General features: G+C 55.1%; 25 protein-coding genes. 8 read left to right on the top strand and 17 right to left on the bottom strand.

From position 1 onward, the window contains the following. Positions 1-28: 28 nt before the first annotated feature. The 6 genes from artJ (CNE01S_RS05860) to CNE01S_RS05835 form a co-directional block, all read right to left on the bottom strand. Positions 29-760, bottom strand: coding sequence for an arginine ABC transporter substrate-binding protein ArtJ (artJ, locus tag CNE01S_RS05860; RefSeq protein WP_061274242.1), 732 nt, complete (start codon positions 758-760; stop codon positions 29-31). A 158-nt stretch (positions 761-918) separates the two neighbouring features. Next, on the bottom strand, positions 919-1587 hold the full coding sequence (gene artM, locus CNE01S_RS05855) for an arginine ABC transporter permease ArtM (RefSeq protein WP_061274240.1): 669 nt from the start codon (positions 1585-1587) through the stop codon (positions 919-921). Then, positions 1587-2303 (bottom strand): arginine ABC transporter permease ArtQ, encoded by a 717-nt coding sequence (artQ, locus tag CNE01S_RS05850; RefSeq protein ID WP_038474157.1) that lies wholly within the window; start codon positions 2301-2303, stop codon positions 1587-1589. The genes artM and artQ overlap by 1 nt, the downstream gene beginning before the upstream one ends. Positions 2304-2311: 8 nt before the next feature. Next, entirely contained in the window at positions 2312-3043 is a 732-nt protein-coding gene (artJ, locus tag CNE01S_RS05845; RefSeq protein WP_061274238.1) for an arginine ABC transporter substrate-binding protein, read from the bottom strand. 20 nt (positions 3044-3063) lie between these two features. Next, the gene (artP, locus tag CNE01S_RS05840) at positions 3064-3792 is read right to left on the bottom strand and encodes an arginine ABC transporter ATP-binding protein ArtP (protein WP_061274236.1); all 729 of its coding nucleotides are present in this window, start codon (positions 3790-3792) and stop codon (positions 3064-3066) included. A 227-nt stretch (positions 3793-4019) separates the two neighbouring features. Continuing rightward, entirely contained in the window at positions 4020-4544 is a 525-nt protein-coding gene (locus CNE01S_RS05835) for a lipoprotein (RefSeq protein WP_061274234.1), read from the bottom strand. A gap of 108 nt (positions 4545-4652) precedes the next feature. Here CNE01S_RS05835 and CNE01S_RS05830 point away from each other — a divergent pair, with 108 nt between their 5' ends. Next, positions 4653-4976 (top strand): heavy metal-binding domain-containing protein, encoded by a 324-nt coding sequence (locus tag CNE01S_RS05830; RefSeq protein ID WP_061274232.1) that lies wholly within the window; start codon positions 4653-4655, stop codon positions 4974-4976. Next, the gene (locus tag CNE01S_RS05825) at positions 4973-5803 is read left to right on the top strand and encodes an N-acetylmuramoyl-L-alanine amidase (RefSeq protein ID WP_061274230.1); all 831 of its coding nucleotides are present in this window, start codon (positions 4973-4975) and stop codon (positions 5801-5803) included. Before CNE01S_RS05830 ends, CNE01S_RS05825 begins: the two co-directional genes overlap by 4 nt. Here the strand turns inward: CNE01S_RS05825 and CNE01S_RS05820 are convergent. The 4 genes from CNE01S_RS05820 to poxB all read right to left on the bottom strand — a co-directional run bounded on the left by CNE01S_RS05820 (position 5800) and on the right by poxB (position 11154). Beyond that, positions 5800-6810 (bottom strand): 3-beta-hydroxysteroid dehydrogenase, encoded by a 1011-nt coding sequence (locus CNE01S_RS05820; protein WP_061274228.1) that lies wholly within the window; start codon positions 6808-6810, stop codon positions 5800-5802. The two genes, CNE01S_RS05825 and CNE01S_RS05820, sit on opposite strands and share 4 nt — an antisense overlap. Positions 6811-6898: 88 nt before the next feature. After that, positions 6899-8350, bottom strand: coding sequence for a DUF2867 domain-containing protein (locus tag CNE01S_RS05815; protein WP_061274226.1), 1452 nt, complete (start codon positions 8348-8350; stop codon positions 6899-6901). 15 nt (positions 8351-8365) lie between these two features. After that, positions 8366-9367, bottom strand: coding sequence for a low-specificity L-threonine aldolase (ltaE, locus tag CNE01S_RS05810; protein WP_061274224.1), 1002 nt, complete (start codon positions 9365-9367; stop codon positions 8366-8368). Between the two features lie 65 nt (positions 9368-9432). Further along, positions 9433-11154: a ubiquinone-dependent pyruvate dehydrogenase gene (poxB, locus tag CNE01S_RS05805; protein WP_061274222.1), complete on the bottom strand. Its 1722-nt coding sequence runs from the start codon at positions 11152-11154 to the stop codon at positions 9433-9435. Positions 11155-11304: 150 nt separating this feature from the next. On the opposite strand from poxB, the gene CNE01S_RS05800 reads away from it, so the two are divergent. Beyond that, complete coding sequence (locus CNE01S_RS05800; RefSeq protein ID WP_061274220.1) at positions 11305-11736, top strand: DoxX family protein; 432 nt, start codon at positions 11305-11307, stop codon at positions 11734-11736. Between the two features lie 35 nt (positions 11737-11771). Here CNE01S_RS05800 and hcr read toward each other — a convergent pair whose 3' ends face one another. From hcr to aqpZ, 4 genes are all read right to left on the bottom strand, one after another. After that, positions 11772-12740, bottom strand: a complete 969-nt coding sequence (gene hcr / locus CNE01S_RS05795; RefSeq protein WP_061274218.1) for an NADH oxidoreductase — start codon at positions 12738-12740, stop codon at positions 11772-11774. Between the two features lie 9 nt (positions 12741-12749). Then, on the bottom strand, positions 12750-14402 hold the full coding sequence (gene hcp, locus CNE01S_RS05790; RefSeq protein WP_061274216.1) for a hydroxylamine reductase: 1653 nt from the start codon (positions 14400-14402) through the stop codon (positions 12750-12752). A 141-nt stretch (positions 14403-14543) separates the two neighbouring features. Then, entirely contained in the window at positions 14544-15443 is a 900-nt protein-coding gene (locus CNE01S_RS05785) for a LysO family transporter (protein ID WP_061274214.1), read from the bottom strand. Between the two features lie 148 nt (positions 15444-15591). Next, complete coding sequence (gene aqpZ, locus CNE01S_RS05780; protein WP_061274212.1) at positions 15592-16287, bottom strand: aquaporin Z; 696 nt, start codon at positions 16285-16287, stop codon at positions 15592-15594. Between the two features lie 410 nt (positions 16288-16697). On the opposite strand from aqpZ, the gene CNE01S_RS05775 reads away from it, so the two are divergent. Then, positions 16698-18353 carry an ATP-dependent endonuclease gene (locus CNE01S_RS05775; RefSeq protein WP_061274210.1) on the top strand — a complete coding sequence of 552 codons (1656 nt, stop codon included), beginning with the start codon at positions 16698-16700 and terminating at the stop codon, positions 18351-18353. 24 nt (positions 18354-18377) lie between these two features. On the opposite strand, the gene CNE01S_RS05770 is transcribed toward CNE01S_RS05775, so the two are convergent. Next, the gene (locus CNE01S_RS05770; RefSeq protein WP_061274208.1) at positions 18378-19325 is read right to left on the bottom strand and encodes a VirK/YbjX family protein; all 948 of its coding nucleotides are present in this window, start codon (positions 19323-19325) and stop codon (positions 18378-18380) included. A gap of 142 nt (positions 19326-19467) precedes the next feature. Here CNE01S_RS05770 and macA point away from each other — a divergent pair, with 142 nt between their 5' ends. Beyond that, positions 19468-20583: a macrolide transporter subunit MacA gene (gene macA, locus CNE01S_RS05765; protein WP_061274206.1), complete on the top strand. Its 1116-nt coding sequence runs from the start codon at positions 19468-19470 to the stop codon at positions 20581-20583. Then, positions 20580-22526 (top strand): macrolide ABC transporter ATP-binding protein/permease MacB, encoded by a 1947-nt coding sequence (gene macB, locus CNE01S_RS05760; RefSeq protein ID WP_061274204.1) that lies wholly within the window; start codon positions 20580-20582, stop codon positions 22524-22526. Before macA ends, macB begins: the two co-directional genes overlap by 4 nt. Positions 22527-22615: 89 nt before the next feature. Here the strand turns inward: macB and cspD are convergent, their stop codons facing one another. Further along, complete coding sequence (cspD, locus tag CNE01S_RS05755) at positions 22616-22837, bottom strand: cold shock-like protein CspD (protein ID WP_008461102.1); 222 nt, start codon at positions 22835-22837, stop codon at positions 22616-22618. Positions 22838-23160: 323 nt separating this feature from the next. On the opposite strand from cspD, the gene clpS reads away from it, so the two are divergent. Together clpS and clpA are read left to right on the top strand one after the other, a co-directional pair. Next, positions 23161-23481: an ATP-dependent Clp protease adapter ClpS gene (gene clpS, locus CNE01S_RS05750; protein ID WP_008461103.1), complete on the top strand. Its 321-nt coding sequence runs from the start codon at positions 23161-23163 to the stop codon at positions 23479-23481. Positions 23482-23508: 27 nt separating this feature from the next. After that, positions 23509-25782: an ATP-dependent Clp protease ATP-binding subunit ClpA gene (gene clpA, locus CNE01S_RS05745; RefSeq protein ID WP_061274202.1), complete on the top strand. Its 2274-nt coding sequence runs from the start codon at positions 23509-23511 to the stop codon at positions 25780-25782. A 98-nt stretch (positions 25783-25880) separates the two neighbouring features. On the opposite strand, the gene infA is transcribed toward clpA, so the two are convergent. Then, positions 25881-26099 carry a translation initiation factor IF-1 gene (infA, locus tag CNE01S_RS05740; RefSeq protein WP_002211347.1) on the bottom strand — a complete coding sequence of 73 codons (219 nt, stop codon included), beginning with the start codon at positions 26097-26099 and terminating at the stop codon, positions 25881-25883. Between the last annotated feature and the right edge of the window lie 280 nt (positions 26100-26379).

The raw sequence follows: 26379 nt of genomic DNA, 5'->3' as shown, positions 1-26379 counted from the left end.
TCATAATTTATAATGAATCCAGGAATTATCAGCCTGGGAACCACTCGCTACTGATCTTCTGGTAAGTCCCGTCTGCTTTAATTGCCGCCAGCGCATCGTTGAGTTTCTTCAGCAGCGCCTGATTATCCGGGCGAACCGCAATCCCTAAACCGGTGCCAAAGTACTGTGCGTCGGTCACATGCTCGCCCACGGTGCCCAGCTGCGGGTTGGTTTTCAGCCATTCGTTCACCACGGCGGTATCGCCGAACACGCCATCGATACGGCCATTTTTCAGGTCAATAATCGCGTTCTGGTAGCTGTCATAGGAGACGGTTTTGATCTCAGGATGTTTATCCTGCAGATATTTCTGGTGCGTGGTGCCGTTTTCCATCCCGATGCGTTTGCCCTTAAGGTCGTCCAGCGAAGTAAACTGGCCTTTTTTCGCAATTACCACCGCCGAGTTGGCGTAGTACGGGTTGGTGAAGGCGACCTGTTTGGCGCGCTCAGGCGTGATATCCATACCGGAAATCACCGCGTCGTATTTACGGAACTTCAGGGAAGGGATCAGGCTGTCGAAAGCGTGGTTGGTGAAGGTACATTCAGCCTGCATTTGTTTGCATAATGCTTTAGCCAGATCGATATCGAAACCGACGATCTGATTGCTGGCGTCCAGAGATTCAAAAGGAGGATACGTTGCCGAAGAGCCGAAGCTGATTTTCTCCACTGCGCCCGCGCTGAATGCGGTTGTAGCGAACATAGCGGCTAACAGTAACTTTTTCATGCGTGTTGCTCCTGTCTGTCAATATTGTTTTAAGTCGCCGTTTCTCGACGTCAAACAACCATGCCAAAACATGAATTTATATGCAATAAAAATGTATAATTATATTTATTGGGATGTAAAAAAAGCGGGGTTTTTCCCCGCTTTTATTTTTGACCTTTCTAGCTTCGGCGTTCGAAGGCCAGCGCCCGGCGTTCGATCAGACGCATCAACAGCGTAAGCAGCCCGTTGACGATGAGGTAGACCAGCCCGGCGGCGCCGAAGACCGCGACATCATAGGTGCGGCCATACAGCAGCTGCCCGTAGCCCATCACTTCCATCAGCGTGATGGTGTAGGCCAGGGAGGTACTCTTGAACACCAGCACGACTTCGTTCGAGTACGAAGAGAGCGCGCGTTTAAAGGCATAAGGCAACAGGATGGCCAGCGTGTCTTTCTTGCTCATCCCTAAGGCGCTGCAGGACTGCCACTGACCTTCCGGAATGGCTCTGATCGCGCCGTAGAACAGCTGCGTGGTATACGCGGCGCTGTTGAGCGACAGCGCAATCAATGCGCACAGCCACGGCTCGGAAAGCAGATGCCACAGCACCGGATAGTGCTGAAGTGACGGGAACTGCCCCGGGCCGTAGTAAATCAGGAAGATCTGCACCAGCAGCGGCGTGCCGGTAAACAGCGTGATGTAGGCGCGCACAATGTGCACCAGCCCCGGCGTTTTCAGCGTCAGAACGATGGTGAACAGCAGCGACAGCACGAGCGCGACGGCAATGGAAGCGGCGGTGAGCGTCAGGCTGGTGTGCAGACCCTTCATCAGCTCCGGTAAGTACTCGAGCATCAGTCAGGTCTCCGTTCAAAGCGCGTGGCGCGTAGGTCGATACGCTTCAGGATGTACTGGCTCAGCAAGGTGATAACCAGGTAAATCGCTGCGGCAATCACGTACCAGGTAAACGGTTCCTGGGTGCGGGTGGCGATGCTTTTAGTTTGCAGCATCAGATCGTTCACGCTGATAAGCGACACCAGAGCGGTGTCTTTCAGCAGCACCAGCCACTGGTTACCCAGACCCGGCAGCGCGTGGCGCCACATCTGCGGCATCACCAGCCGGAAGAAAATCGCGGTTTGGGATAAACCCAACGCCTGGCCTGATTCCCATTGCCCAACCGGCACCGCTTTCAGCGCGCCGCGCAGCGTCTGCGACGCATAGGCGGAATAGAGCAGGGAGAGGGCAATCACGCCGCAGAGGAACGGGCTGACGTCAAAGTTCTCAATCTCCATTTTGACCGGGATTGCGGCAAAACCGAGGTTAATAGTAAAACCGTCAGAGAGCATCAGCAGCAGCTGGGAGGAGCCGAAGTAGATAAACAGCACCACCAGGATTTCAGGCAGGCCACGGAAAAGCGTGACCAGCCCTGAGCCAATCCATGCCAACGGGCGCCATTTGGCGGACTCCCAGACGGCAAAGATCATCGCCAGCACAAGGCCGACTATCAGGGCACAAACGGCAAGGCCGACGGTCATCCCGGCGGCGCTTGCTAATGGAAACAATTCGTTCATCGAGTCGATTACTTCTGGAACCATTTGTCGTAGATGGCTTTGTAGGTGCCATCTTGTTTCACTTTATCCAGCGCGGCGTTGAATTTGCTTTGCAGGTCAGTGTTGCCCTGGCGCAGGGCGATGCCGAGGCCGGTGCCGAAGTAATCTTTGTCGGTCACTTTATCACCTACGGCAACCAGTTCCGGGCTGGCTTTCAGCCACTCGGTCACCACGGCGGTGTCGCCGAAGACGGCATCAATACGACCGTTTTGCAGATCCAGCTTGGCGTTCTGGTAGCTGTCGTAAGGCACGGTGGTGATTTCTGGGTGCTTATCGGTGATGAATTTCTGGTGGGTAGTGCCGTTCTGGATGCCCACTTTCTTGCCTTTCAGCGCGGCAATATCAGCGTACTTGCCCTTAACGCCCACAAACAGCGCGGAGTTGTCATAGTAAGGTTTGGTGAAAAGTACCTGTTTTTCACGCTCAGGGGTGATGTCCATCCCAGCCATTACCGCGTCAATGCGGCGGAATTTCAGGCTTGGGATCAGGCTGTCAAACGCCTGATTGGTGAAGGTACAGGTGGCATCGATCTGCTTGCACAGGGCGTTAGCCAGGTCAACGTCAAAGCCGACGATCTTGTTGTTGGCGTCGATAGACTCAAACGGAGGGTAAGAGGCTTCGGTAGCAAAACGGATAGTCTGTGCGGCGGTAGCAGAAAGGCTCAGAGTGGCTAAAAGTGTGGCCAGCAAAACTTTTTTCATTGTCGTTTTCCCGTTCAACATCAGTGAGATAGATAGAATTTAAACGCATCGGTTTGCGGGTTAGCAAAGCAGCTGGCATCACCTTGTTCGATGATGTGGCCGTTTTCCATATACACCACGCGGCTGGCGGTTTTACGCGCCACTTCTACTTCATGGGTCACGATGACCTGAGTAATGTTGGTTTCCGCCAGCTCGCGAATAATGCTGACGATCTGCGCGGTGATTTCCGGGTCGAGGGCGGCAGTCGGCTCATCAAACAGCAGAATCTGCGGCTCCATCATCAGCGCGCGGGCAATGGCCACGCGCTGCTGCTGGCCGCCTGAAAGGTGCAGCGGATAGCGGTCCATGTAGGGCTTCAGGCGCAGGCGCTCAAGCAGTTTATCGGCGCGTTCACGCGCCTGATCTTTGCTTAATCCGAGCACGCGGCACGGCGCTTCAATCAGGTTTTGCAGCACGGTTAAGTGCGGCCACAGATTGTATTGCTGGAAGACCATGCCGACGTTCTGGCGCAGATCGCGAATCGCTTTGTCACCGGGAGCTTTGGCGAAGTCGAAAGTTGTGCCTGCAATGCTCAGCTTGCCGGAACGCGGCATCTCGAGCAGGTTAAGGACGCGCAGCAGAGAACTCTTGCCGGCACCGCTCGGGCCCAGCAATACCAGCGTCTCGCCCTGCGGGCAATGTAGTGTGATATCGAACAGCGCCTGATGGGCACCGTAAAAGCAATTAATGCTGTCTAGTTGAATACTCATGCGCTGAAGTTGAATAGCAATTGAGGCCGCAAAGGGTACCTTTAACAGAATAGTTATGCAATCTTTGTGCGTTAAAACTTATAATTAACGGCTTGTCTGGCCTAAAGTTAGCACAAAATAGCGAGGCGGGTGGTGGCTAAGTATAAAAAACCGAGATCCCTGAATATACCAGACTATTTACAGGGGTTACGTTTCTTCCACCCGCATAGCGTAAGCATAAATTGCCGCTATTTCCCTTCAACTGCCTGGCGTAGCGTGCCGGTTGGCGCGTGGCTCGCTGCACCGAGATAGCGCACATCGTCCACCGCCCAGCACTGGCCTTCGCGCACCATCAAGACTTCATCTTTCCAGGTCTGGCTACCGCGGGTCAGCTCGACGCGCAGTGGAATATTTCGTGCATCGGTGTTCGGGATAGTTGACGCCGAAGCCACACTGGCTTTGTCCGGCCCTTCGGACTGGCTGGAGAAGATGTCGCTGCGGGTAAACGCGCTTTGCGCCACCGGAGAAGTGCTGGATTTTTGCAGAAGCTGGAACAGGGAATCGCTTAGGTAAGGGCGCAGCGCGGAAACGGAACTCAGGCCTTCGCCTTTGTGCGCGATACGGTAATCATAGAACTGCTGAGCAACATCATCCGGGCCGCCGCTGACGCAGGGGCCGCTGCGGGTGCCGATGTCTTTAAAGGCTGGCGTGACGGTGGTACAGGCCGACAATACCATCGCACAGGGGAGAAGAGCCAAAGCTGAGCTGCGCATTTTTATTTCCTTATTTTCTCAGGAGGACTACCTTAGCATAGCGTATTGGCTCAAAATCGCGTGGCGATTGCCGGGCTAACATGTTGATGGCAAAGAGAGGAGAACGAGATGCAGTTTACAACGACGCCAGGCCTGGAAGGCCAAACCATTACTGAATACTGCGGCGTGGTGACCGGGGAAGCTATCCTCGGCGCCAATATTTTCCGCGATTTTTTTGCCGGGGTTCGCGACATCGTCGGCGGGCGTTCCGGGGCTTATGAAAAAGAATTACGTAAAGCGCGGGACATCGCGTTTCGCGAGATTCAGGAACAGGCTGAAAGCCTGGGCGCTAACGCCGTGGTCGGGATTGATATCGACTATGAAACCGTCGGCAAAGACGGCAGCATGCTGATGGTTTGCGTAAGCGGCACAGCGGTTAAAACGCGAAAATGAAAGCCAGGATCTTAGCGCTTGCCCTGGCGCTGCTGCTGGCGGGCTGCGCTGGCCCAAAAGGGATTGTCGATCGGGGCAGCTATAAAGTAGACACCAGGCACCAGGCGCAGGCCGCTTATCCACGAGTGAAAATTCTGGTGATCCACTACACGGCGGATGATTTTTCAAGTTCGCTTTCCACGCTCACCGATCGTAACGTCAGCGCCCACTATCTTGTTCCTGCCGAGCCGCCGCTGTCCGGCGGGAAACCCGTTGTCTGGCAACTGGTGCCGGAAGAACAGCTGGCCTGGCATGCCGGGATCAGCTTCTGGCGCGGTGCCACGCGAATTAACGACACGTCCGTGGGCATTGAGCTGGAAAACCAGGGTTACACCCGGGTGGGCGGTGTTCAGCGCTTCTACCCCTTCAGCCAGCCGCAGATTGCGGTGCTTGAGGATTTAGCGAAGCAGATTATTGCGCGCTATAACATCGCGCCGCAAAACGTGGTCGCTCACGGAGATATCGCGCCGCAACGCAAGGTTGATCCGGGGCCATTGTTCCCGTGGAAGCAATTTGCGGATATAGGTATTGGCGCGTGGCCAGATGCGGCGCGGGTGGCATTTTATCTCAACGGTCGTGGCTCTTATCAACCGGTGGATAAAACAGAGCTGCTGGATGTGCTTTCCCGTTATGGCTACGAAGTGTTGCCGGGTATGACCGATGCGCAGCAAAAAAGGGTGATTACCGCCTTCCAGATGCACTTCCGCCCGGCCAACTACAGCGGCGAGGCGGATGCAGAAAGCCTGGCGATAGCCGAAGCATTACTGGAAAAATACGGCCAGGGCTAGCCGCGGTGCAGCGTGCCGTGATCTTTCAACCACAGCGCGGTACGGTGAATGCCTTCATCAAGGGTAACGATAGGCTGGTAGCCCAGCTCCGTTTCTGCGCGCGTGGTGTCCAGAGTTAAGTCGAAGTTCAGCTTGGAGACGCCGTAGTGCGTGAGCACCGGCTCTTTGGCTGATTTATTGCCAAAGTGCTCCAGGCTGCGGGCAATGATATCCAGCATCGGATATGGCACAGAACGAATGCGGCATTTGATGCCCAGCTCGTCGATCAGTTTCTGCACGATAGTCCGCAGCGGGCGCGCTTCCATATTGGTGATGTTGTAGGCGCGGCCGGAGGGTAAGTTCTGTTTCTGCGTCGCCAGCCACATTGCGTGTACCGCGTTTTCCAGATAGGTCATATCCACCAGCGCATCGCCCCCGCGCGGCAGCAGCACGCTGCCGTAGTGGCGCATCATCTGCACCAGGCGTGGGAAAAACACTTTGTCGTGTGGCCCAAACAGGCTTTGTGGGCGCAGGATGGTGAAACGGGTGTTTGGGTTGGCCTGTGCCAGCAGCTGAATCACCTCTTCGCTGGCGGCTTTGCTGCGGGCAAATTCGTTGGCGAAGCGCACCGGGCGAAAGTCTTCGCTGATGTTCCGGTGGTGGTGGTAGTCGAAATAGAGCGACGGCGACGAAATATGAATAAAGTCACGCACGCCCCAGGCCACGGCCCATTCGCCCAGACGGCGGGTGGCACGGACGTTGGCGAGGTCGAAAGCCTGTTGGGTTCCCCACGGCGAAGTGAAGCTGGAGCAATGCCACAGCGTATCGACGTCCGCGAGCATCACTTTAGCCTGAGAAGAGACCAGCTCGGTCAGGTCGGCATGGACAAATTCGGCACCCATTTTCTGCAGTAGTTTGCCCATCGCTTCGTTGCGCCCGGTTGCCCGGACGCTAACGCCCCTGGCGCGTAAATACTCGACCGCGTTTCGGCCTAAACCGCTGGTTGCGCCCGTGACCAGTACCTTCATGTGACCAACTCGTTATGTTTGAGATTAACGCTGCGCATTTTTCCGTGAAATGGCAGCGCATGCAATGGGAATACTGAAAGATTAGGAGCTAACTTCTCTTTTTGATCGAGTTTTGTTCCGCTAAATGAACAATTCGCCGCGCCATTCCCTTAAAGATAAATAAATGGGCGGGGATCATCACCAGCCAGTAGAGCAAACCGGCGCAGCCGTGAGGGTGCCACCAGGCTCTGACGTCCAGCCGACGCTGGTGGCCATCATCCTGCAGGGTGAAAGAGAGCCGCCCGAGGCCCGGAGCCCTCATTCCAAACAGCAGCGTCAGCTCTTTTTCCGGCTCGGCGATAATCACTTTCCAGCTATCGACGGTGTCGCCCACTTCCAGCATGGCTTTTTCAGGCCGACCTTTGGCAAGCCGATGCCCGACCAGCAAATCCATCAGCGCGCGTGTTTTCCACAGCGCGTTGCCAAAAAAGTAGCCTTCTTTGCCGCCGAGCTGGTTGATCACCAGCCAGAGCGAAGAGAGAGAGGCCCGGGTGGTCAGCGTGCAGCCCGCCTGTTTGGCAAAAAAGCCGTAATCTGGCCGCCAGCGGGCAAACGCCTGAGCGTCATAGCCCCAGTCCTGCGAGTTGGCGAGCTTGTGTTCGTTTGCCAGCGTCAGGCGTACGGCGTCGTCAAAGCTGATGAGGTGCTGCGGGATGAGTTCGCGCAGGCTGCGGTCATCCGCCAGCAGATCGTGTTCGAGTCCCTGAATCAGCGCTTTAGCAATGCCGGGCGGTACCGAGGTAATAACGTTCAGAAACCACACGGAAATCCAGCTGGTGGGAAGAGGGACAGGAATCAACGGACGACGGCGGCCGCTGATAGCCATAAAGCGTTCAAACTGCTGCTGATAGCTAAGGACTTCCGGCCCGGCGGCTTCAAACAGGCGATGCCCTGTGGCCGGATGATCCAGCAGCCCGAGCAGGTAATGCAGCAGGTTATCCAATGCAATCGGTGAAGTACGAGAGCGCACCCAGCGCGGCGGCGTTAGCACCGGCAGGTTATAAACCATATCACGCATGACCTCAAAGGCCGCTGAGCCTGCGCCAACAATAATCCCCGCGCGCAGTTCGGTGACCGGCACACCGGAATCACGCAGGATATCCGCAGTGATTTGCCGTGCTTTCAGGTGCTTAGAATGGGTTTGCCCGTTTTTGGCCTGCAAAGAGCTGAGGAAAATAACCTGCTTAACCGGATGTTCGGTCAGCGCGTCACGCATATTCAGCGCCGCCTGGCGTTCGAATTCCAGAAAATTATCGCCGTCGCCCATGCTGTGGATCAGGTAGTACACGATATCCGCACCTTCGAGCAGGGCGCCCAGGCGGTGCGGCCAGTGTAAATCTACGTGTCGGCACTCAACGCCAGGCCAGGGCTGTTTCTTCAGCCAGTCAATGCGTCGGGCGGCGGCGGTGACGTGATGTCCCGCCGCCACGAGTAACGGCACCAGATGTTGGCCAATGTAGCCGCTGGCACCGAGGACCACTATCCTTTGAGGTTCTGCCATCGTCCCTGAATTCCCTTAGTTTTGCAGGAAGCTGCGCCAGTGGGCGACGACTTCAGCCAGCTGACTGCGGGTGACGTCCAGATGGGTGACGAGGCGAGTTGCCGGGCCAGCGCTGATAATGATGCCGCGCTCACGCATGTATGGCCCCAAATCTTCCGCTTCTTCCGCCGTCATGCGTACAAATACCATGTTGGTGTCCTGACGCATCACATCGACGCCGATTTCACGCAGTTCGCCTGCCAGCCAGTGGGCGTTGTCGTGGTCTTCTTTCAGGCGCTCGACGTTATTTTTCAGCGCATACAGGCCTGCCGCCGCCAGAATACCGGCCTGGCGCATACCGCCGCCCGTCATTTTGCGCCAGCGCACAGCGCGCTTGATGTACTCTTTACTGCCCACTAGCAGAGAGCCCACAGGCGTGCCCAGGCCTTTCGACAGGCAAATGGTGAAGCTGTCGCAGTAGCGGGTAATGTCTTCCAGCTGGCAGCCATAGGAAACCACGGCGTTGAAGATACGCGCGCCGTCTACGTGCAGCGCCAGGTTGTGCTTGCGGGTGAATTCCCAGGCCTGCTGGAGGTATTCGCGCGGCAGCACTTTGCCGTTATGGGTGTTCTCAAGGCTCAATAATTTAGTGCGGGCGAAGTGAATGTCGTCCGGCTTAATTTTTGCCGCTACTTTATCCAGCGGCAGCGTGCCGTCGCGATCCGCTTCAATGGGTTGAGGCTGAATACTGCCCAGTACCGCCGCGCCACCGGCTTCATAGAGATAGTTATGTGCGGCCTGGCCAACGATGTACTCTTCGCCGCGCTCGCAGTGGCTGAGCAAAGCGACGAGGTTAGCCTGAGTGCCGGTAGGTAAAAACAGGGCAGCTTCTTTCCCGCTGATTTTTGCTGCGTATGCCTGAAGCTCGTTAACGGTCGGGTCGTCGCCGTAAACGTCATCTCCGGTCGGGGCGGCCATCATTTGTTCAAGCATGGCGCGGGAAGGGCGGGTAACGGTATCGCTGCGTAAATCGATCATGACGGGTCCTTTATCGGAAGGCTGCGCCCGGACGGTTATCCGGGCGCCTGAGGCAACCTTCTTTTTTACCGGAACCAGTTGGTTTTCGCCAGCTCGATCACTTCATCTCCGCGCCCGCTGATGATAGCGCGCAGCATATACAGGCTGAATCCCTTAGCCTGCTCCAGCTTGATCTGCGGCGGGATCGCCAGTTCGTCTTTGGCGACGACAACATCGACCAATACCGGGCCATCGATGCTGAAGGCCCGTTCCAGCGCGCCGTTCAGCTCTTCGGGTTTTTCAACCCGAATGCCGGTAATGCCGCAGGCTTCGGCGATACGGGCGAAGTTGGTGTCGTGCAGTTCGGTGCCGTCGGTGAGGTAGCCCCCGGCTTTCATCTCCATCGCCACAAACCCCAGCACGCTGTTGTTGAAGACCACTATTTTAATCGGCAGCTGCATTTGCGCGACGGACAGGAAATCACCCATCAGCATGCTGAAGCCGCCGTCGCCGCACATGGCGACTACCTGGCGATCGGGCGCGGTGGCTTTAGCGCCCAGTGCCTGCGGCATAGCATTGGCCATCGAACCGTGGTTAAACGAGCCCAGCAGGCGGCGCTTGCCGTTCATTTTCAGGTAGCGTGCGGCCCAAACGGTCGGCGTGCCAACGTCACAGGTAAAAATAGCGTCATCTGAGGCGTAATGGCTGATTTGCTGCGCCAAATATTGCGGATGGATTGGCTTGCCTTCGGTGGCTTTTGCCAGATCGTCCAGATCCTCACGTGCTTTGCGGTAATTCTCGAGCGCTTTATCGAGGAAGCTGCGATCGGTTTTCTCTTCCAGCATCGGCAGCAGGGCGGCCAGCGTGGCTTTGATATCGCCAATTAGCGCCATGTCGACCTTGCTGTGCGCGCCGATGCTGCCTGGGTTGATATCTATCTGGATAATTTTTGCATCCGTCGGGTAGAACGCGCGGTAAGGGAACTGGGTGCCGAGCAGGATCAGCGTGTCGGCGTTCATCATGGTGTGGAAGCCGGATGAGAAGCCGATTAATCCGGTCATGCCCACGTCGTAAGGGTTGTCGTACTCGACGTGTTCCTTACCGCGCAGAGCGTGAACCACAGGCGCTTTCAGCGTGGCCGCCAGCTGAACCACTTCATCGTGGGCGCCGGCACAGCCGCTGCCGCACATCAGGGCGATGTTGTCGTTATAGCGCAGCAGTTGGGCGAGTTTTTTCAGTTCGTCATGATGCGGCACCACGACGGGCTGGGGGGCCGGATACCAGTGAGTGGTCGCGTTTTCTGGCGCAGGCTTAAGCGCCACGTCGCCCGGCAGTACAACGACCGAAACGCCCCGGTTCAGGATGGCTTTACGCATGGCGATCGCCAGCACCTGCGGGATTTGTTCCGGGTTAGAGACCAGCTCGCAGTAGTGGCTGCACTCGCGGAACAGCTCTTCGGGATGGGTTTCCTGGAAATAACCGCTGCCGATTTCGCTTGAAGGAATGTGGGCGGCAATGGCGAGAACAGGGACGTGGTTGCGGTGGCAATCGTACAGGCCGTTAATCAGGTGCAGGTTGCCTGGCCCGCATGAGCCCGCACAGACCGCAAGCTCTCCGGTAAGGTGCGCTTCTGCGCCAGCGGCGAAAGCGGCGACTTCTTCATGGCGGGTTGGCATCCACTTGATGGTACCCATTCGGTTGAGGCTGTCGCTGAGGCCGTTCAGTGAATCACCGGTGACGCCCCAGATACGTTTCACGCCCGCGCTCTCAAGGGTTTTGGCCAGCCAGGCCGCTACGGATTGTTTCATCGGTTTTCCTTGTCCAGTGTGATAGCGCTTACAAGCTTAGTTCAATTCCACGTAAGAGCAGGTAAAGGCCTCCCTAAAATTGGGGCTATTTGTTACCGAATATTAAGCGTAAATTATTCTCGTTATCATTTTAAAAGGGTGGCAATTCATATGGTTACTAAATTGTTAAATGCAGTGAATGGCGCGCTGAATAAAGACGATCTGGGAAAACTTTTACTGCGTCTGGCGGTTGGGGGGCTGATGCTGTTTCACGGCCTGCATAAGCTGTTTGGCGGTGTGGGCGGGATTAAGGGAATGCTTGCTGCGCAGGGCATACCGGAGTTTGTGGCCTACGGCGTGCTGCTGGGCGAGGTGCTTGCCCCGCTGCTGATTATTTTGGGGATCCTGACGCGTTTGTCTGCGCTTGGGCTGGTATTCACCATGATTGTGGCCTGGCTGCTGGTGGGCGTGGGCGAAACCTTTATGCTGGATAAAACCGGGGCATGGGGCATTGAAAGCCTGATGTACTTTTTCCTCGGCGCGCTGGCGATTGTCTTTTGCGGCGCAGGGCGTTACGCGTTTGGCAAGTCTGCCTGGCGGTAGAAAAAGAAGAGGCACCGCGAGGTGCCTCTTTAGATTTAAGCGAGCACCAGGTCGCTCTGAGGGTGGCAGGAACAGGCCAGCACATAGCCGCTGGCAATCTCCTCTTCCGTGAGCGTCATCGTGCTGGAGACGGTGTAGTCGCCAGAGACTACTTTCGTTTTACAGCAGCCACAAACCCCGGCGCGGCAGGCGGCATTCACCGGCACGCTGTTGCTTTCGAGCGCGGCAAGCAGCGTACTGCCCACCGGAGAGTAGAACTCACGCATCGGCTGCAGCGTGGTGAACTTCAGGCCGCTAGCTGCCGGAGCGGCTACTGGAGTAAAGAACACCTCCTGGTAAAATGCTTTTACGCCGAGCGCCTTAACTTCTTTCTCGACCAGATCCATATAAGGCGCAGGCCCGCAGGTCATGACCGTCCGGCTGGCGATATCCGGCACTACGGCCAGGAGCTCGCGGCTCAATCGCCCGGCAATGAAGCCGTGTGTGGCGTTATTTTCTGCCACCAGCGTGACCGGATAATGCCGCCATTCGTCAGCAAAAATCACATCCTGAGGAGAGCGCACGCTGTAAATGACCTGCACGTCCGCCTGCGGGCGATGCTTTGCCAGCCAGCGGCGCATGGCCATAATCGGCGTGACGCCGCAGCCCGCCGCCAGCAGCAGATAGCGTTCCGACATGATGTCCTCACAGCTGAACTCGCCCTGGGCTTCAGACAGCCATAGATAGTCACCGATTTTCACTTCCCCGGTCAGCCACTCCGAGCCAGCGCCACCGTCGATGCGACGGACCGTCAGCGTGATGAATTCACTGAGGCCCGGCGTGGAGGAGAGAGTGTAGGCCCGCAGCGTCTCGCTGCCGTGGCGAATGCTCACCAGCGCATATTGTCCGGCTTTGTAGGGATAGAAGTCGTGGTTGATCAGCGACAGCGTCCAGACATCCGGCGTTTCCTGATGAATATGGTGCACCTGCATACGGTGCGGGCACAGCGGCGTGGGCATGGTCATGGGGTCTCCTTACGCGCTCATTAACTGTTGGATGTCTTGCTCAACGGTGGTGATGGCGCGCAGGCCAAATTTCTCGTTCAGCACAGCCAGCAGATTTGGCGTCAGGAAGCCCGGCGCGGTGGGGCCGGTCACAATGTTGGTAACGCCGAGCGAGAGTAGCGTCAGCAGAATGACAATCGCTTTTTGCTCAAACCAGGAGAGCACCAGGCTCAGCGGCAGATCATTCACGCCGCAGCCCAGTTTTTCTGCCAGAGTGACGGCCAGAATAATCGCCGAATAGGCGTCGTTACACTGGCCCGCATCTACCAGACGCGGCAGCCCTTCGATGTCGCCGAAGTCCAGTTTGTTAAAGCGATATTTACCGCAGGCCAGGGTCAGGATCAGGCAGTCCTGAGGCACGCTGGTGGCGAAGTCGGTGAAGTAGTTACGTTCGCCGCGCGCCCCGTCACAGCCGCCGACCAGGAAGATGTGGCGCAGTTTTTCACGACTCACCAGATCGATAAGCGTGTCTGCCGCCCCCAGCAGGGTCTGGCGGCCAAAGCCGACGGTGATCAGGTGTTCGATTTCGCTGTACGGGAAGCCCGCCATTTGCTGAGCCTGGGTAATCACCGGGCCAAAGTTGTCGCCTTCCAGGTGGCTGACGCCCGGCCAGCCGACGATGCTGCGGGTCCAGATCCGGTCATCGTACGCGCCCACGGTTGGGTCGATAATGCAGTTGGAGGTCATCACAATCGGGCCAGGGAAGCGGGCGAATTCCGTTTGCTGATTCTGCCAGCCGCTGCCGTAGTTGCCGACCAGATGTTTGAATTTACGCAGTTCTGGATAGCCGTGCGCCGGAAGCATTTCGCCGTGGGTATAGACGTTAACGCCGGTGCCTTCGGTTTGCTCGAGTAAGTTATAGAGATCTTTAAGGTCATGACCGGAAATCAGAATGCACTTCCCGGCGACCGGGCGCACGTTAACCTGGGTTGGGGTTGGATGACCGTATTTACCGGTTTCCCCCAGATCCAGAATGCTCATCACTTTGAAGTTCATCTGGCCGATTTCCATGGAACAGTCCAGCAGGGCGCCCATGTCTGCAGGCCAGGTGCCGAGCCACGCCATGATTTTATGGTACTGGGCGTAGATGTCGTTGTCGTACTGGCCCAGCACGTGCGCATGTTCCATATAAGCTGCAGCGCCTTTCATGCCGTACAGGCACAGCAGGCGCAGGCCGAGAATGTCTTCGCCAATGTCGGCTTTATCGCGGTTGGGCGTAAATTCGGCGGCCTGGCGCTGGAGATCGCCGAGGTCGCTGCTGACCAGCTGCAGCTCTGCCATCGGATTAGTTACGGTTGCCGAAGGATCGATAGCCAGCGTGCGGGCTTTCAGATCTTCACGCATCGTAATCGCATCGCGGGCATAGCCTACGATGCGCACGGAGTCGAAATTCACGTTTGTCAGCGTGGAGAAGAAGGCGCGCGGGGCAAAGTTATCAATTTCGTGGTCGATAATACCGCGTTCACGAGCGGCGACCGCCCAGGCGGAAAGCCCCTGCAATGTCGCAATCAGCAGATCCTGCAGGTCGGAAGTCTGGGCCGTTTTACCGCAAACGCCCTGGGCATAGGCGCAGCCGTCGCCGGCCGGGGTACGGATGGTCTGTTCACATTGCACACAAAACATGATCTCACCTTAAAGTTATATTTTAAATACATGTTTAAGGTTAGGCCGTGATTTAGTCGGTTAAAAGGACTTTTTGGTGCAACTTAAAGGGAGATTGATATAGCTCAACTTTGGCGGCAGCAGGCTACCGCCAGAGAGGTATCAGGAGGCGAAGAAGGCCATCAGTAACGGTGTCAGCAGGCTAAGAATAAATCCATGCACGATGGCGGCAGGCACAATTTCTACGCCGCCGCTGCGCTGCAGAACCGGTAGGGTAAAGTCCATCGAGGTCGCACCGCAAAGACCCAGCGCCGTCGAGCGGCTACGGCGAACGAGGGCAGGGATCAGCATAATCGCCAGCAGTTCGCGCACCAGGTCATTAAAGAAAGTCGCGCTGCCAATCACCGGCCCGTAAGACTCGGTCATCAGGATCCCGGACAGCGAGTACCAGCCAAACCCGGAAGCCATGGCCAGGCCGGTCTTGATTGGCAGGCCGAGAATCATGGCGTTTATCACCCCGGCGACCATCGAACTCAGGACGACCACGACGGCAACTATCATGCCGCGACGGTTGAGGACGATTTGCTTGATGGTCATGCCGCTGTTGCGCAGCTGAATACCGACCAGCAGCAGCAGGAAGATGAGCGTGTATTCGCTTGCCTCAGTGGCATGTTTCAGCACTTCGAACCCTGTCAGCCCCAGCAGGAAACCGAGGGCGACCACGCCGCAGAGCTGCAAAGACTCCAGCGCCATTGCCAGGCGGGACGGCAGTTTTTCCTGTTTATGCTGGTGCCGCCAGGGCAGAGAACGTTCCAGCAGCAAAAGGCCCGCTACGTTACACAGCAAAATCACGGCCACGCTGATGACCGAGTAATGCAGGATGGTCAGCAGGTTGCTGGCGAGGTTATCGAGAAACGCCAGGCTAATGCCCATCAGGAACAGGATCACGTAAACAATCCAGCTCAGCAGGCGGTTAATAAGCTTGAGCAGGTGAGTTTGTTTCAGTGGGATCAGGTAGCCGGCAATCAGCGGCACCAGGATAATGAGTAATCCTGAGAGCATGGGTGGGACAGTCCTTGTAGTTAAAATGTTACGACGGATGTCACACTACCGAAAGAAAGGAAACGAGTCGAGTAGAGACGAAGAAAAAGGTTGGCGCGAGAGATAATGGAGAAATAGCAGGCTTACCGGAGTAAGCCTGCATAAAGACTTAACTGCGTTTTTCCAGCAGAGTACGGTAAATAATACCACCCAGAATCCCGCCAATAATAGGCATGACCCAGAAAAGCCACAGTTGATCCAGCGCCCAGCCCCCCTGGAAAATAGCCACTGCGGTACTGCGTGCAGGGTTTACGGAGGTATTGGTAACCGGAATACTAATTAAGTGAATTAAGGTTAATGCCAGGCCAATGGCTATTGGCGCAAAACCCGGCGCTGCAAATTTGTCCGTTGCACCATGAATAACAATCAGGAAGCCGCAGGTTAATACGATTTCAATCACAATGGCGGACAGCATGGAATATCCACCCGGAGAATGTTCACCATAGCCATTAGAAGCAAAACCGCTGGCGGCCGCATCAAAGCCGGTTTTACCGCTGGCGATTAAATACAAAATACCCGCAGCAACAATACCGCCAATGACCTGGGCAATGATGTAGCCAATCACTTCCTTAGCCGGGAAGCGGCCGCCGGCCCACAGGCCGAGGGTAACAGCAGGGTTAAAATGTCCGCCGGAAATATGACCGACGGCAAACGCCATGGTCAGTACGGTTAAACCAAACGCCAGTGCCACACCCACGAAACCAATGCCTAATTCCGGAAATGCTGCCGCTAATACCGCGCTACCACAGCCACCAAATACCAGCCAGAACGTCCCGAAGAACTCGGCTGCTAATTTTCTAAACATAACCACCTCTACTAAAAGCAAGAAACAACTTACGGCTCACGCGCTAAATCACACGAACCCGATTGTCGCTAATTCACCGTCATTAAGTGAATGACGAAAGTAATATTAAATACGCGTTAATATTAGGTATTTCGCCAATTCGCCACCAGCACAATAAATTCCTGTTTTTTGATTTAGGGCAATGAGGTGTTATTCCTTTTATGAGGAGAGGTATCGGAAGTATAGATTATCTTTGAATGAAGTAAGAATATTCTGGATAGCAAAAAATAGCTCCCCCGCACGAATAGATTATGTTACTGGTGGCCCGTTTTTATCGCCTAACGCTTTGACATTGTGTGGTTACATTGCCCTCCGGGTTGCCGCTATACTCGAAAAGAGCGATGGATAAAAGCGGATGCACAGGAGGCGGTATGTTTCTCGAGCGGGTTGAAGTGGTTGGTTTTCGCGGTATTAACCGTTTGTCGTTAATGCTTGAGCAAAACAATGTGCTGATTGGCGAAAATGCCTGGGGGAAATCTAGCCTGTTAGATGTGCTGACCTTGCTGCTTTCACCGCACCGGGAGCTGTACCATTTTGTGCGCGAAGATTTCTATTTCCCCCCTGGCGAACTGCACGGCCGAGAAAGTCACCTGCAAATCATCCTGACCTTCCGTGAGGCGGCGTCCGGCCACCATTTAGGGCGACGTTATCGTAATCTTTCCCCCGTCTGGGTGGAGGGGAACGACGGCTTTCATCGCATTTATTACCGCCTGGAAGGAGAGCTTGGGGATGAGGGGACAGTTTTAACATTGCGAAGCTTTCTCAATGCCCACGGTCAGCCGCTGACGCTGGACGCCATCGACGAAATGGCGATGAATATTACGCGGCTAAACCCCGTGCTGCGCCTCAGAGATGCCCGATTCATGCGGCGACTGCGCAACGGCAGCATGCCAGAAATGCCGGAAACGGAACTGACCGCACGCCAGCTAGATTTTCTGGCAAGGGAGCTGGTGTCGAGGCCGCAAAATCTTACCGATGCGCAGCTGCGGCAGGGGCTGTCGGCCATGGTGCAGCTGCTTGAGCACTATTTCTCTGAACAAGGGGCGGTAGCGCATCAGCGGCTGATGCGACGGCGCTCCCATGATGAGCAGCGCAGCTGGCGTTATCTGGATGTGATCAACCGAATGATCGACAAGCCGGGCAGCCGTTCGCACCGCATGATCCTGCTGGGCATGTTTTCCACGTTGCTACAGGCGAAGGGCAGTATTGCGCTCGACAGAGATGCCCGCCCACTGCTGCTGGTGGAAGATCCTGAAACTCGTCTACACCCGATTATGCTTTCTGTTGCCTGGCACCTGCTGAATTTGCTGCCGCTGCAAAAAATTACCACGACAAATTCCGGAGAGTTGCTCTCGCTGACGCCGGTAGAACAGGTTTGCCGGCTGGTGCGTGAATCCTCCCGCGTGGCCGCATGGCGATTAGGACCGGGCGGTATGAACGCTGAAGACAGCCGGAGAATTGCTTTCCACATTCGTTTTAACCGCGCGTCCTCGCTTTTTGCTCGCTGCTGGCTGCTGGTGGAAGGCGAAACCGAAGTGTGGGTGATGAACGAACTGGCGCGGCAGTGTGGGCACCATTTTGATGCCGAAGGGGTGAAGGTTATCGAGTTTGCGCAATCTGGCCTGCGTCCTTTAATTAAGTTCGCCAGGCGCATGGGCATTGAATGGCATGTTCTGGTGGACGGTGATGATGCCGGTAAAAAATATGCGGCTACCGTGCGCGGCCTGCTGGATAACGATCGCGACCAGGAACGCGATCACCTGACGGCGTTGCCCGCGCTGGATATGGAGCATTTCATGTATCGGCAGGGGTTTTCGGATGTGTTTCACCGCGTGGCTCAATTGCCTGAAAATGTACCGATGAATTTGCGCCGAATTATTACGAAAGCCATTCATCGTTCGTCAAAGCCGGATTTAGCTATCGAAGTGGCACTGGAGGCGGGGCGACGGGGCGTGGATGCGGTTCCGCCGTTGCTGCGGAAAATGTTTTCCAGGGTGCTCTGGCTGGCGCGCGGCCGGGCAGATTAGTGCCCGGCTGGCAATCAATATAGTTTAGAAGTGGCTGTTGATATTACTCATCATGCCGTCGAGCAGTTCATAACGGCGGCGATACTCAGCGCGTTTTTTGCTTGCAATGTCTTCCAGCGGTTTGCGCTCAACGCTGGACGGCAGGGCAAACAGGCCGTCGGCGCGAGATTGGCCGCTCATGGACTCCCAGAAACTGTCATAGTCCGCATGTAGACTGTCTTTTTTCTTTTTCTCGTAGCGCCATGAGCGGTAAATATGAGTGCTGTTGCCTACGGCCAGAATGCGCTCTGCGTCGAAAAGTTTCGCCAGTTCACACGCAACTTCAAGCAGTATGCGTTTAGGGAACAATCCGTGACAGGCTTTAGTCGCAGCCTGTATCGCTTCGTGAGGCACCCAAGGTTTTGCACCCTGCAGGCAACCAATAAAGAAGGTATTTTTGCCTTCGAACTGGTTGAGAGTGAAGGTCATGCGCGCCAGCGGAACGCCCTCTTCATTACAGAAGTTCAGGAAGGCTTCGCCTTCTTTACCTTCTATATCGTGTGAAGTGAGGTCGATAAACATCAGTTCGTTGTTTTTACCCACCAGTGAGGCCAGGCGATAACCTTCGGTGGAAAAATGCCCGTTAAGCAACTTTTTCGGCATTTTCTCGGCAATTTTCTGGTAGTGGTAAGCGATAGTATCCCGCGTATGCTTACGTTTCAGCGGCATCGCAAGGTAAGGGCGATGCAGTCGGCACGGCAGGCCCGGCTGAGCGTTCAGCATGTTGGCAAGATGAGGCTGGCTTGCCAGGTTTTTCATCAGGCTGGCGGTATACACCGGCATCACCAGTGAGCGTAAAATAAACTTGCGGCGGTAAGCCTTCTTGCCCCAGGATGCTCCCGGCTGCCATTCCCCAGTTGCGAGGGAAAGGAAGAGTTTCCAGCCTGATTGAGGCAGGGTTTCGGTAGCTTGCGCGGCAGCGATCTGGGACATGATAAAAACCTGAATATTCGGAAAGATGCCATTATTTCAACACGCCGGATGTCAACCGACGTTCAATAACTGTTACATATCTTCACATTGTGAAGTTTGTTTAAGAACCGTTTAATCATGCGTTAGCTATTTCAGGATTTATATGAAAATTAAGGGAAAATTTAAAAAACGTTATTGGCTTTACGCACTGTTAGTGGTGATATTTTTCCTCTGGCTTTGGCAGTTTTTACGTGCGCCAGCCCCACAGTATCAGACGATGATCGTGCGTAAGGCTTCGCTTCAGCAAAGCGTTCTGGCAACCGGAAAGCTTGATGCCGTGCGCAAAGTTGACGTCGGGGCGCAGGTGAGCGGGCAGCTAAAAACACTGTCGGTTAGCATCGGCGATAAAGTGAAAAAAGATCAGCTTTTGGGGGTTATCGATCCCGAACAGGCAGAAAACCAGGTCAAGGAGGTTGAAGCCACGTTGATGGAGCTGCGGGCGCAACGTATGCAGTCCGAAGCCGAAAGTAAGCTTGCCGCCGTGACGCTCTCCCGCCAGCAGGCGCTGGCGAAAACCCAGGCTGTGTCCCGGCAGGATCTTGATAAAGCGGCAACCGATCTGGCGGTAAAACAGGCACAGACAGGCACCATTGATGCGCAGATTAAGCGCAATCAGGCCTCACTCAGCACCGCGAAAACGAATCTTGAATTTACCCGCATCGTCGCGCCAATGGCGGGCGAAGTGACGCAAATCACGACGCTGCAGGGGCAAACTGTGATTGCCGCTCAGCAGGCGCCGAATATCCTGACGCTGGCGGATTTAAGCACCATGCTGGTGAAAGCGCAGGTCTCTGAAGCCGATGTTATCCACCTCAAGCCGGGCCAGAAAGCCTGGTTTACGGTACTTGGCGATCCGATGACGCGCTATGAAGGCGTGCTGAAAGATATCCTGCCGACGCCAGATAAAGTCAACGAGGCCATTTTCTATAATGCGCGTTTTGAGGTGCCGAATCCGAACGGCATTCTGCGTCTGGATATGACCGCTCAGGTACATATTCAACTCGGCGGTGTAAAAGATGTGCTGACGATTCCGCTGGCCGCGCTGGGAGAACCGATTGGTGATAATCGCTATAACATCACCGTGTTGCGCAATGGGGAAACCAAAACCCGTGAGGTCACCATCGGCATGCGTAACGACACGGAAGTTCAGGTCGTTAACGGGCTGGAAGAAGGCGAAGAGGTGGTGACTGGTCGCGCCAATGCCGGGAGTAGCAAATGACGGCGCTGCTTGAACTAAAGGACATTCGCCGCAGCTATCCTTCCGGTGAAGAACAGGTTGAGGTACTGAAGGGCATTAGCCTGACGATTGAAGCCGGGGAAATGGTAGCGATTGTCGGCGCGTCCGGTTCCGGTAAATCGACGCTAATGAATATTCTCGGGTGCCTGGATAAACCCAGCAGCGGAAGCTATAAGGTCGCGGGCGTGGATGTGGCTGGCCTGGATAACGATGCGCTGGCGACGCTGCGTCGCGAGCATTTCGGCTTTATCTTCCAGCGTTATCACCTGCTTTCTCACCTTAATGCTTCGCAAAATGTTGAAGTCCCTGCGGTTTACGCCGGGACAACACGATCCCAGCGTCAGCAGCGCGCGCATGAATTGCTTGGGCGTCTCGGGCTAAAGGAGAGGGTTGAGTATCTTCCTTCGCAACTTTCGGGCGGGCAGCAGCAGCGGGTCAGTATCGCACGTGCGCTGATGAACGGTGGGCAGGTGATTCTGGCCGATGAGCCTACCGGCGCACTCGACAGCCATTCCGGCGAAGAGGTGATGGCAACCCTGAAGCAGCTTCGCGAGCGCGGGCATACGGTGATTATCGTGACCCACGATCCGGCGGTGGCGGCGCAGGCTCAGCGTATTATCGAAATTCGCGACGGAGAAATTATCAGCAACCCTCCGCCGGTTCATCAGCCTGCCGCGCGTAGGGTTGAAAATCAGGCTCTGCGGAGCGGTTCGTCAATACAGCAAGTCATCAGCAGCTTCCGCGAGGCGCTTGGTATGGCCTGGCTGGCGATGGCTGCGAACAAGATGCGCACGCTGCTGACCATGCTTGGCATTATTATTGGTATTGCCTCGGTGGTTTCGATCGTGGTGGTGGGGGATGCCGCCAAACAGATGGTGCTGGAAGATATTCGCTCTATCGGCACTAACACGATTGACGTCTATCCCGGCAAGGATTTTGGCGATGATAATCCGCAGTTCCAGCAGGCATTGAAATATGATGATTTGCTGGCTATTGGCCAGCAACCCTGGGTGAGTTCGGCCACACCTTCTATTTCCAGTAATTTGCGTCTGCGTTATGGGAACACGGATGCGGCGGCCAGCGTTAATGGCGTGAGCGGCGACTATTTTAATGTTTACGGCATGACCATGAGCCAGGGCGCGAGCTTTAACGACGAGCAGATGAAGGGGCGTGCGCAGGTTGTAGTGCTGGATGCGAATAGCAAAAGGCAGCTATTCCCGAACAAAAGTGACGTTGTCGGGGAGGTTGTGCTGGTGGGGAATATGCCCGCTACGGTGATTGGTGTGGCGCAAGAAAAACAGTCGATGTTTGGCAGCAGCAAAGTGCTGCGCGTGTGGCTGCCTTATAACACGATGGCGGGGCGCGTGATGGGGCAGAGCTGGCTCAACTCGATAACCGTGCGGGTGAAAGAGGGTTATGACAGTCATGAAGCCGAGCAGCAGTTGAATCGCCTGTTGTCGCTGCGCCACGGCAAGAAAGACTTTTTCACCTATAACATGGACGGGCTGTTGAAAACGGCGGAAAAGACCACACGTACTCTTCAGATGTTCCTGACGCTGGTGGCGGTGATTTCGCTGTTGGTTGGGGGCATTGGGGTGATGAATATCATGCTGGTGTCGGTCACTGAACGCACGAAAGAGATAGGTATCCGCATGGCGGTGGGCGCGCGAGCCAGCGATGTACTGCAGCAGTTTTTAATTGAAGCGGTGCTGGTTTGTCTCGTCGGGGGCGCGTTGGGGATATCGCTGTCGCTGGTTATCGCGTTCACGCTGCAACTGGTGCTACCGGGCTGGCAGATAGGTTTCTCGCCTGTGGCGCTGCTGACCGCGTTTGGCTGCTCAACGGCAACGGGTGTGCTTTTTGGTTGGTTGCCGGCCAGAAACGCGGCGCGCCTGAACCCTATCGATGCCTTAGCGCGTGAGTAATGAGTAAGTAATCCCAGCCGTTGGCCATAAAAATGCCAGCCTTATGGGCTGGCATTTTATTTGCGGGATGTACACAATTAACAATGGAACTAGGCGACCGCTTCCGCTTCATGGGGAACGATCAGGCTGGCATGGTTGCCTTTAGGTCCCTGATGTACATCAAACCGGACAAGTTGCCCGGCTTTTAGCGTTCTGTATCCGTCCATTTGAATGGTGGAGTAGTGGGCGAAGATATCTTCGCCGCCGCCTTCCGGGCAAATGAAACCGAACCCTTTGGCGTTATTGAACCATTTAACAGTACCCGTCTCCATGCTTCGACATCCTTCGTAACTCTTAATAGTGAGATGGAATCAACCGGTGGGTAAGGGCGGGCTGTTCAAAACCTCGCCAACTCACCCCGCTACAATGTAGATATTTTATACACTGCGTCAAGCGTCTGGCGGGGCTGGCGGGGCAACAATGAGTCAAAAATTTGAAGCAGTTAACGCTATTGCTATTAATGTGATGTAGTTCGCTTTAAGGAAAAAGCCGCAGAATCGAATACGTTGTAATACGTTTGCGAAAAGCGTATTACACTCAATATAAGGCCTTGCCTGACAGTGTGTTGGGCTTCAACAAACGATGAAAAATCGCAATGGGTAAGACGAACGACTGGTTGGACTTTGACCAAATGGCGGCGGATAAACTGCGCGAAACGCTAAAACCGCCTTCCATGTATAAAGTTATACTGATGAACGATGACTACACGCCAATGGAATTTGTTATTGACGTACTGCAAAAGTTCTTTTCTTATGATGTTGAACGTGCCACGCAGTTGATGCTCACGGTTCACTATCAGGGTAAAGCTATCTGTGGCATCTTTACTGCAGAAGTAGCGGAAACCAAAGTGGCGTTAGTGAACCAGTATGCAAGGGAGAACGAGTACCCGTTGCTGTGTACGCTAGAAAAAGCCTGACAAGGCCGATAATTTGGGGAGGTGCCTATGCTCAATCAAGAACTGGAACTCAGTTTAAACATGGCTTTCGCCAGAGCGCGCGAGCACCGACATGAGTTTATGACCGTCGAGCATTTGTTACTGGCATTGCTCAGTAACCCATCTGCCCGCGAAGCGCTGGAAGCGTGTTCTGTGGACATGGTGGCGCTGCGACAGGAACTCGAAGCCTTCATCGAACAAACTACGCCGGTCCTGCCACCAAACGTTGAAGAGCGCGACACACAGCCGACGCTCAGCTTCCAGCGTGTGCTGCAGCGAGCGGTCTTCCACGTTCAGTCCTCCGGGCGCAGTGAAGTGACAGGCGCCAACGTGCTGGTCGCCATTTTCAGCGAGCAGGAATCCCAGGCGGCTTATCTGCTGCGCAAACATGAAGTAAGCCGTCTCGACGTGGTGAACTTTATCTCTCATGGCACGCGTAAAGACGAACCAAATCAGTCATCGGGCTCCGAAAACCCGGTCAACGAAGAGCAAGCAGGCGGGGAGGAACGTATGGAAAACTTCACCACCAATCTTAATCAGCTTGCACGCGTTGGCGGGATCGATCCGCTGATTGGCCGTGATAAAGAGCTGGAGCGCGCTATCCAGGTTCTCTGCCGCCGTCGTAAAAATAATCCGCTGCTGGTCGGTGAGTCAGGCGTGGGTAAAACGGCTATTGCCGAAGGGCTGGCCTGGAGAATTGTGCAGGGTGACGTGCCGGAAGTGATGGCCGACTGCACTATCTACTCGCTGGATATCGGTTCTCTGTTGGCGGGTACCAAATACCGCGGTGATTTCGAAAAACGTTTTAAAGCGCTGCTGAAACAGCTCGAGCAGGATCAAAATAGCATCCTGTTTATCGATGAAATCCACACCATCATTGGCGCTGGTGCGGCTTCCGGCGGCCAGGTCGATGCTGCTAACCTGATTAAGCCGCTGCTTTCCGGCGGTAAAATTCGGGTGATTGGTTCGACGACCTATCAGGAGTTCAGCAACATCTTCGAAAAAGATCGTGCTCTGGCGCGTCGCTTCCAGAAGATTGATATTACTGAGCCTAGCGTTGAAGAAACGGTGCAGATAATCAATGGCCTGAAGCCGAAATACGAAGCGCATCACGACGTTCGTTATACCGCGAAGGCAGTTCGGGCTGCGGTTGAACTGGCGGTGAAATATATCAATGACAGGCATCTGCCGGATAAGGCTATTGACGTCATTGATGAGGCGGGCGCGCGTAGCCGCCTGATGCCGGTCAGCAAGCGGAAGAAAACCGTCAACGTCGCGGACATCGAAACCGTGGTAGCTCGCATTGCGCGTATCCCGGAAAAAAGCGTTTCCGCGAGCGATCGCGATACGCTGAAAAGCCTGGGCGATCGCCTGAAAATGCTGGTGTTTGGCCAGGATAAAGCAATCGAAGCGTTAACCGAAGCTATCAAGATGAGCCGCGCCGGCCTGGGGCAGGATCATAAGCCTGTCGGTTCGTTCCTGTTTGCCGGGCCTACCGGGGTCGGTAAGACAGAAGTCACCGTGCAGCTGGCGAAGTCTCTGGGCATTGAGCTGCTGCGTTTTGATATGTCCGAGTACATGGAACGCCATACCGTGAGCCGTCTGATTGGTGCACCTCCAGGCTATGTCGGCTTCGATCAGGGTGGCCTGTTAACGGACGCGGTCATTAAGCATCCGCACGCGGTTCTGCTGCTCGATGAAATCGAGAAAGCACACCCGGATGTCTTTAACCTGCTGCTGCAGGTGATGGACAACGGGACGCTGACCGACAACAACGGGCGTAAGGCGGACTTCCGCAACGTGATTCTGGTAATGACGACTAACGCCGGGGTACGGGAAACCGAACGTAAATCTATCGGGCTTATCCGCCAGGACAACAGCACCGACGCGATGGAAGAGATCAAAAAGATCTTCACGCCGGAGTTCCGTAACCGTCTCGACAACATCATTTGGTTCAACCACCTTTCTACCGAGGTGATTCATCAGGTGGTGGATAAATTTATCGTCGAGCTTCAGGTTCAGTTGGATCAGAAAGGCGTTTCACTGGAAGTGAGTCAGGAAGCGCGTGACTGGCTGGCAGAGAAGGGCTATGACCGTGCGATGGGGGCTCGCCCAATGGCGCGCGTCATCCAGGACAGCCTGAAAAAACCGCTGGCTAACGAACTGTTGTTTGGCAGTCTTGTTGACGGTGGGCAGGTTACCGTTGCGCTGGATAAAGACCAGCAGCAGCTGACCTACAGCTTCGTGAGTGCCCAGAAACACAAGCCGGAAGCGGCGCACTAGCACCGTGATTCGAGCATAAAAAAGGCCGGGCATTGCCCGGCCTTTCTATTACAACTTACTCTCAACGCCGCCCATCTCAGGCCGCGGAATAAAAACTATCAACGGCTACGGAAGACAATGCGGCCTTTGCTCAGGTCGTACGGGGTCAGCTCAACGGTGACTTTGTCGCCCGTCAGAATGCGGATGTAGTTTTTGCGCATTTTACCGGAGATATGAGCGGTAACCACGTGCCCGTTTTCCAGCTCAACGCGGAACATGGTGTTAGGTAACGTATCCAGTACGGTACCCTGCATTTCAATATTGTCTTCTTTGGCCATCTAATCCTCTGGGGTATCACTACCGTAGTTTGAACCGGCAAGATAATGCCGAAGTTCGCTTATCATGTAAAGAATTGTTGGTGAAATCACCAATGAAAGTGCATTTTGCTTATTACCCGCCGCGTCACAGCTTGCGCATAGCAACGTCTGCGATGAAGAACGCAAAGAGATAAATGAGAGGGTATTCCCTTAAACAATAAATCCCAAACGATGGCGGGGTAGCAGGCAAAAGCCACTTAGCGGCGCTAATTATAACACCCTCACATAAAATGTGTTGTTA

The organism is Cedecea neteri NBRC 105707 = ATCC 33855 (assembly GCF_001571265.1).
GTDB lineage: Bacteria > Pseudomonadota > Gammaproteobacteria > Enterobacterales > Enterobacteriaceae > Cedecea > Cedecea neteri.
The sequence above is the reverse complement of the archived record's forward strand: the minus strand, read 5'-3'. Positions and strand labels throughout refer to the sequence as shown.

Excerpts from the sequence above, each read along its gene's own strand:
- artJ (WP_061274242.1), bottom strand. The coding sequence starts at position 760 with ATGAAAAAGTTACTGTTAGCCGCTATGTTCGCTACAACCGCATTCAGC.
- artM (WP_061274240.1), bottom strand. The coding sequence starts at position 1,587 with ATGCTCGAGTACTTACCGGAGCTGATGAAGGGTCTGCACACCAGCCTG.
- artQ (WP_038474157.1), bottom strand. The coding sequence starts at position 2,303 with ATGAACGAATTGTTTCCATTAGCAAGCGCCGCCGGGATGACCGTCGGC.
- artJ (WP_061274238.1), bottom strand. The coding sequence starts at position 3,043 with ATGAAAAAAGTTTTGCTGGCCACACTTTTAGCCACTCTGAGCCTTTCT.
- artP (WP_061274236.1), bottom strand. The coding sequence starts at position 3,792 with ATGAGTATTCAACTAGACAGCATTAATTGCTTTTACGGTGCCCATCAG.
- CNE01S_RS05835 (WP_061274234.1), bottom strand. The coding sequence starts at position 4,544 with ATGCGCAGCTCAGCTTTGGCTCTTCTCCCCTGTGCGATGGTATTGTCG.
- CNE01S_RS05830 (WP_061274232.1), top strand. The coding sequence starts at position 4,653 with ATGCAGTTTACAACGACGCCAGGCCTGGAAGGCCAAACCATTACTGAA.
- CNE01S_RS05825 (WP_061274230.1), top strand. The coding sequence starts at position 4,973 with ATGAAAGCCAGGATCTTAGCGCTTGCCCTGGCGCTGCTGCTGGCGGGC.
- CNE01S_RS05820 (WP_061274228.1), bottom strand. The coding sequence starts at position 6,810 with ATGAAGGTACTGGTCACGGGCGCAACCAGCGGTTTAGGCCGAAACGCG.
- CNE01S_RS05815 (WP_061274226.1), bottom strand. The coding sequence starts at position 8,350 with ATGGCAGAACCTCAAAGGATAGTGGTCCTCGGTGCCAGCGGCTACATT.
- ltaE (WP_061274224.1), bottom strand. The coding sequence starts at position 9,367 with ATGATCGATTTACGCAGCGATACCGTTACCCGCCCTTCCCGCGCCATG.
- poxB (WP_061274222.1), bottom strand. The coding sequence starts at position 11,154 with ATGAAACAATCCGTAGCGGCCTGGCTGGCCAAAACCCTTGAGAGCGCG.
- CNE01S_RS05800 (WP_061274220.1), top strand. The coding sequence starts at position 11,305 with ATGGTTACTAAATTGTTAAATGCAGTGAATGGCGCGCTGAATAAAGAC.
- hcr (WP_061274218.1), bottom strand. The coding sequence starts at position 12,740 with ATGACCATGCCCACGCCGCTGTGCCCGCACCGTATGCAGGTGCACCAT.
- hcp (WP_061274216.1), bottom strand. The coding sequence starts at position 14,402 with ATGTTTTGTGTGCAATGTGAACAGACCATCCGTACCCCGGCCGGCGAC.
- CNE01S_RS05785 (WP_061274214.1), bottom strand. The coding sequence starts at position 15,443 with ATGCTCTCAGGATTACTCATTATCCTGGTGCCGCTGATTGCCGGCTAC.
- aqpZ (WP_061274212.1), bottom strand. The coding sequence starts at position 16,287 with ATGTTTAGAAAATTAGCAGCCGAGTTCTTCGGGACGTTCTGGCTGGTA.
- CNE01S_RS05775 (WP_061274210.1), top strand. The coding sequence starts at position 16,698 with ATGTTTCTCGAGCGGGTTGAAGTGGTTGGTTTTCGCGGTATTAACCGT.
- CNE01S_RS05770 (WP_061274208.1), bottom strand. The coding sequence starts at position 19,325 with ATGTCCCAGATCGCTGCCGCGCAAGCTACCGAAACCCTGCCTCAATCA.
- macA (WP_061274206.1), top strand. The coding sequence starts at position 19,468 with ATGAAAATTAAGGGAAAATTTAAAAAACGTTATTGGCTTTACGCACTG.
- macB (WP_061274204.1), top strand. The coding sequence starts at position 20,580 with ATGACGGCGCTGCTTGAACTAAAGGACATTCGCCGCAGCTATCCTTCC.
- cspD (WP_008461102.1), bottom strand. The coding sequence starts at position 22,837 with ATGGAGACGGGTACTGTTAAATGGTTCAATAACGCCAAAGGGTTCGGT.
- clpS (WP_008461103.1), top strand. The coding sequence starts at position 23,161 with ATGGGTAAGACGAACGACTGGTTGGACTTTGACCAAATGGCGGCGGAT.
- clpA (WP_061274202.1), top strand. The coding sequence starts at position 23,509 with ATGCTCAATCAAGAACTGGAACTCAGTTTAAACATGGCTTTCGCCAGA.
- infA (WP_002211347.1), bottom strand. The coding sequence starts at position 26,099 with ATGGCCAAAGAAGACAATATTGAAATGCAGGGTACCGTACTGGATACG.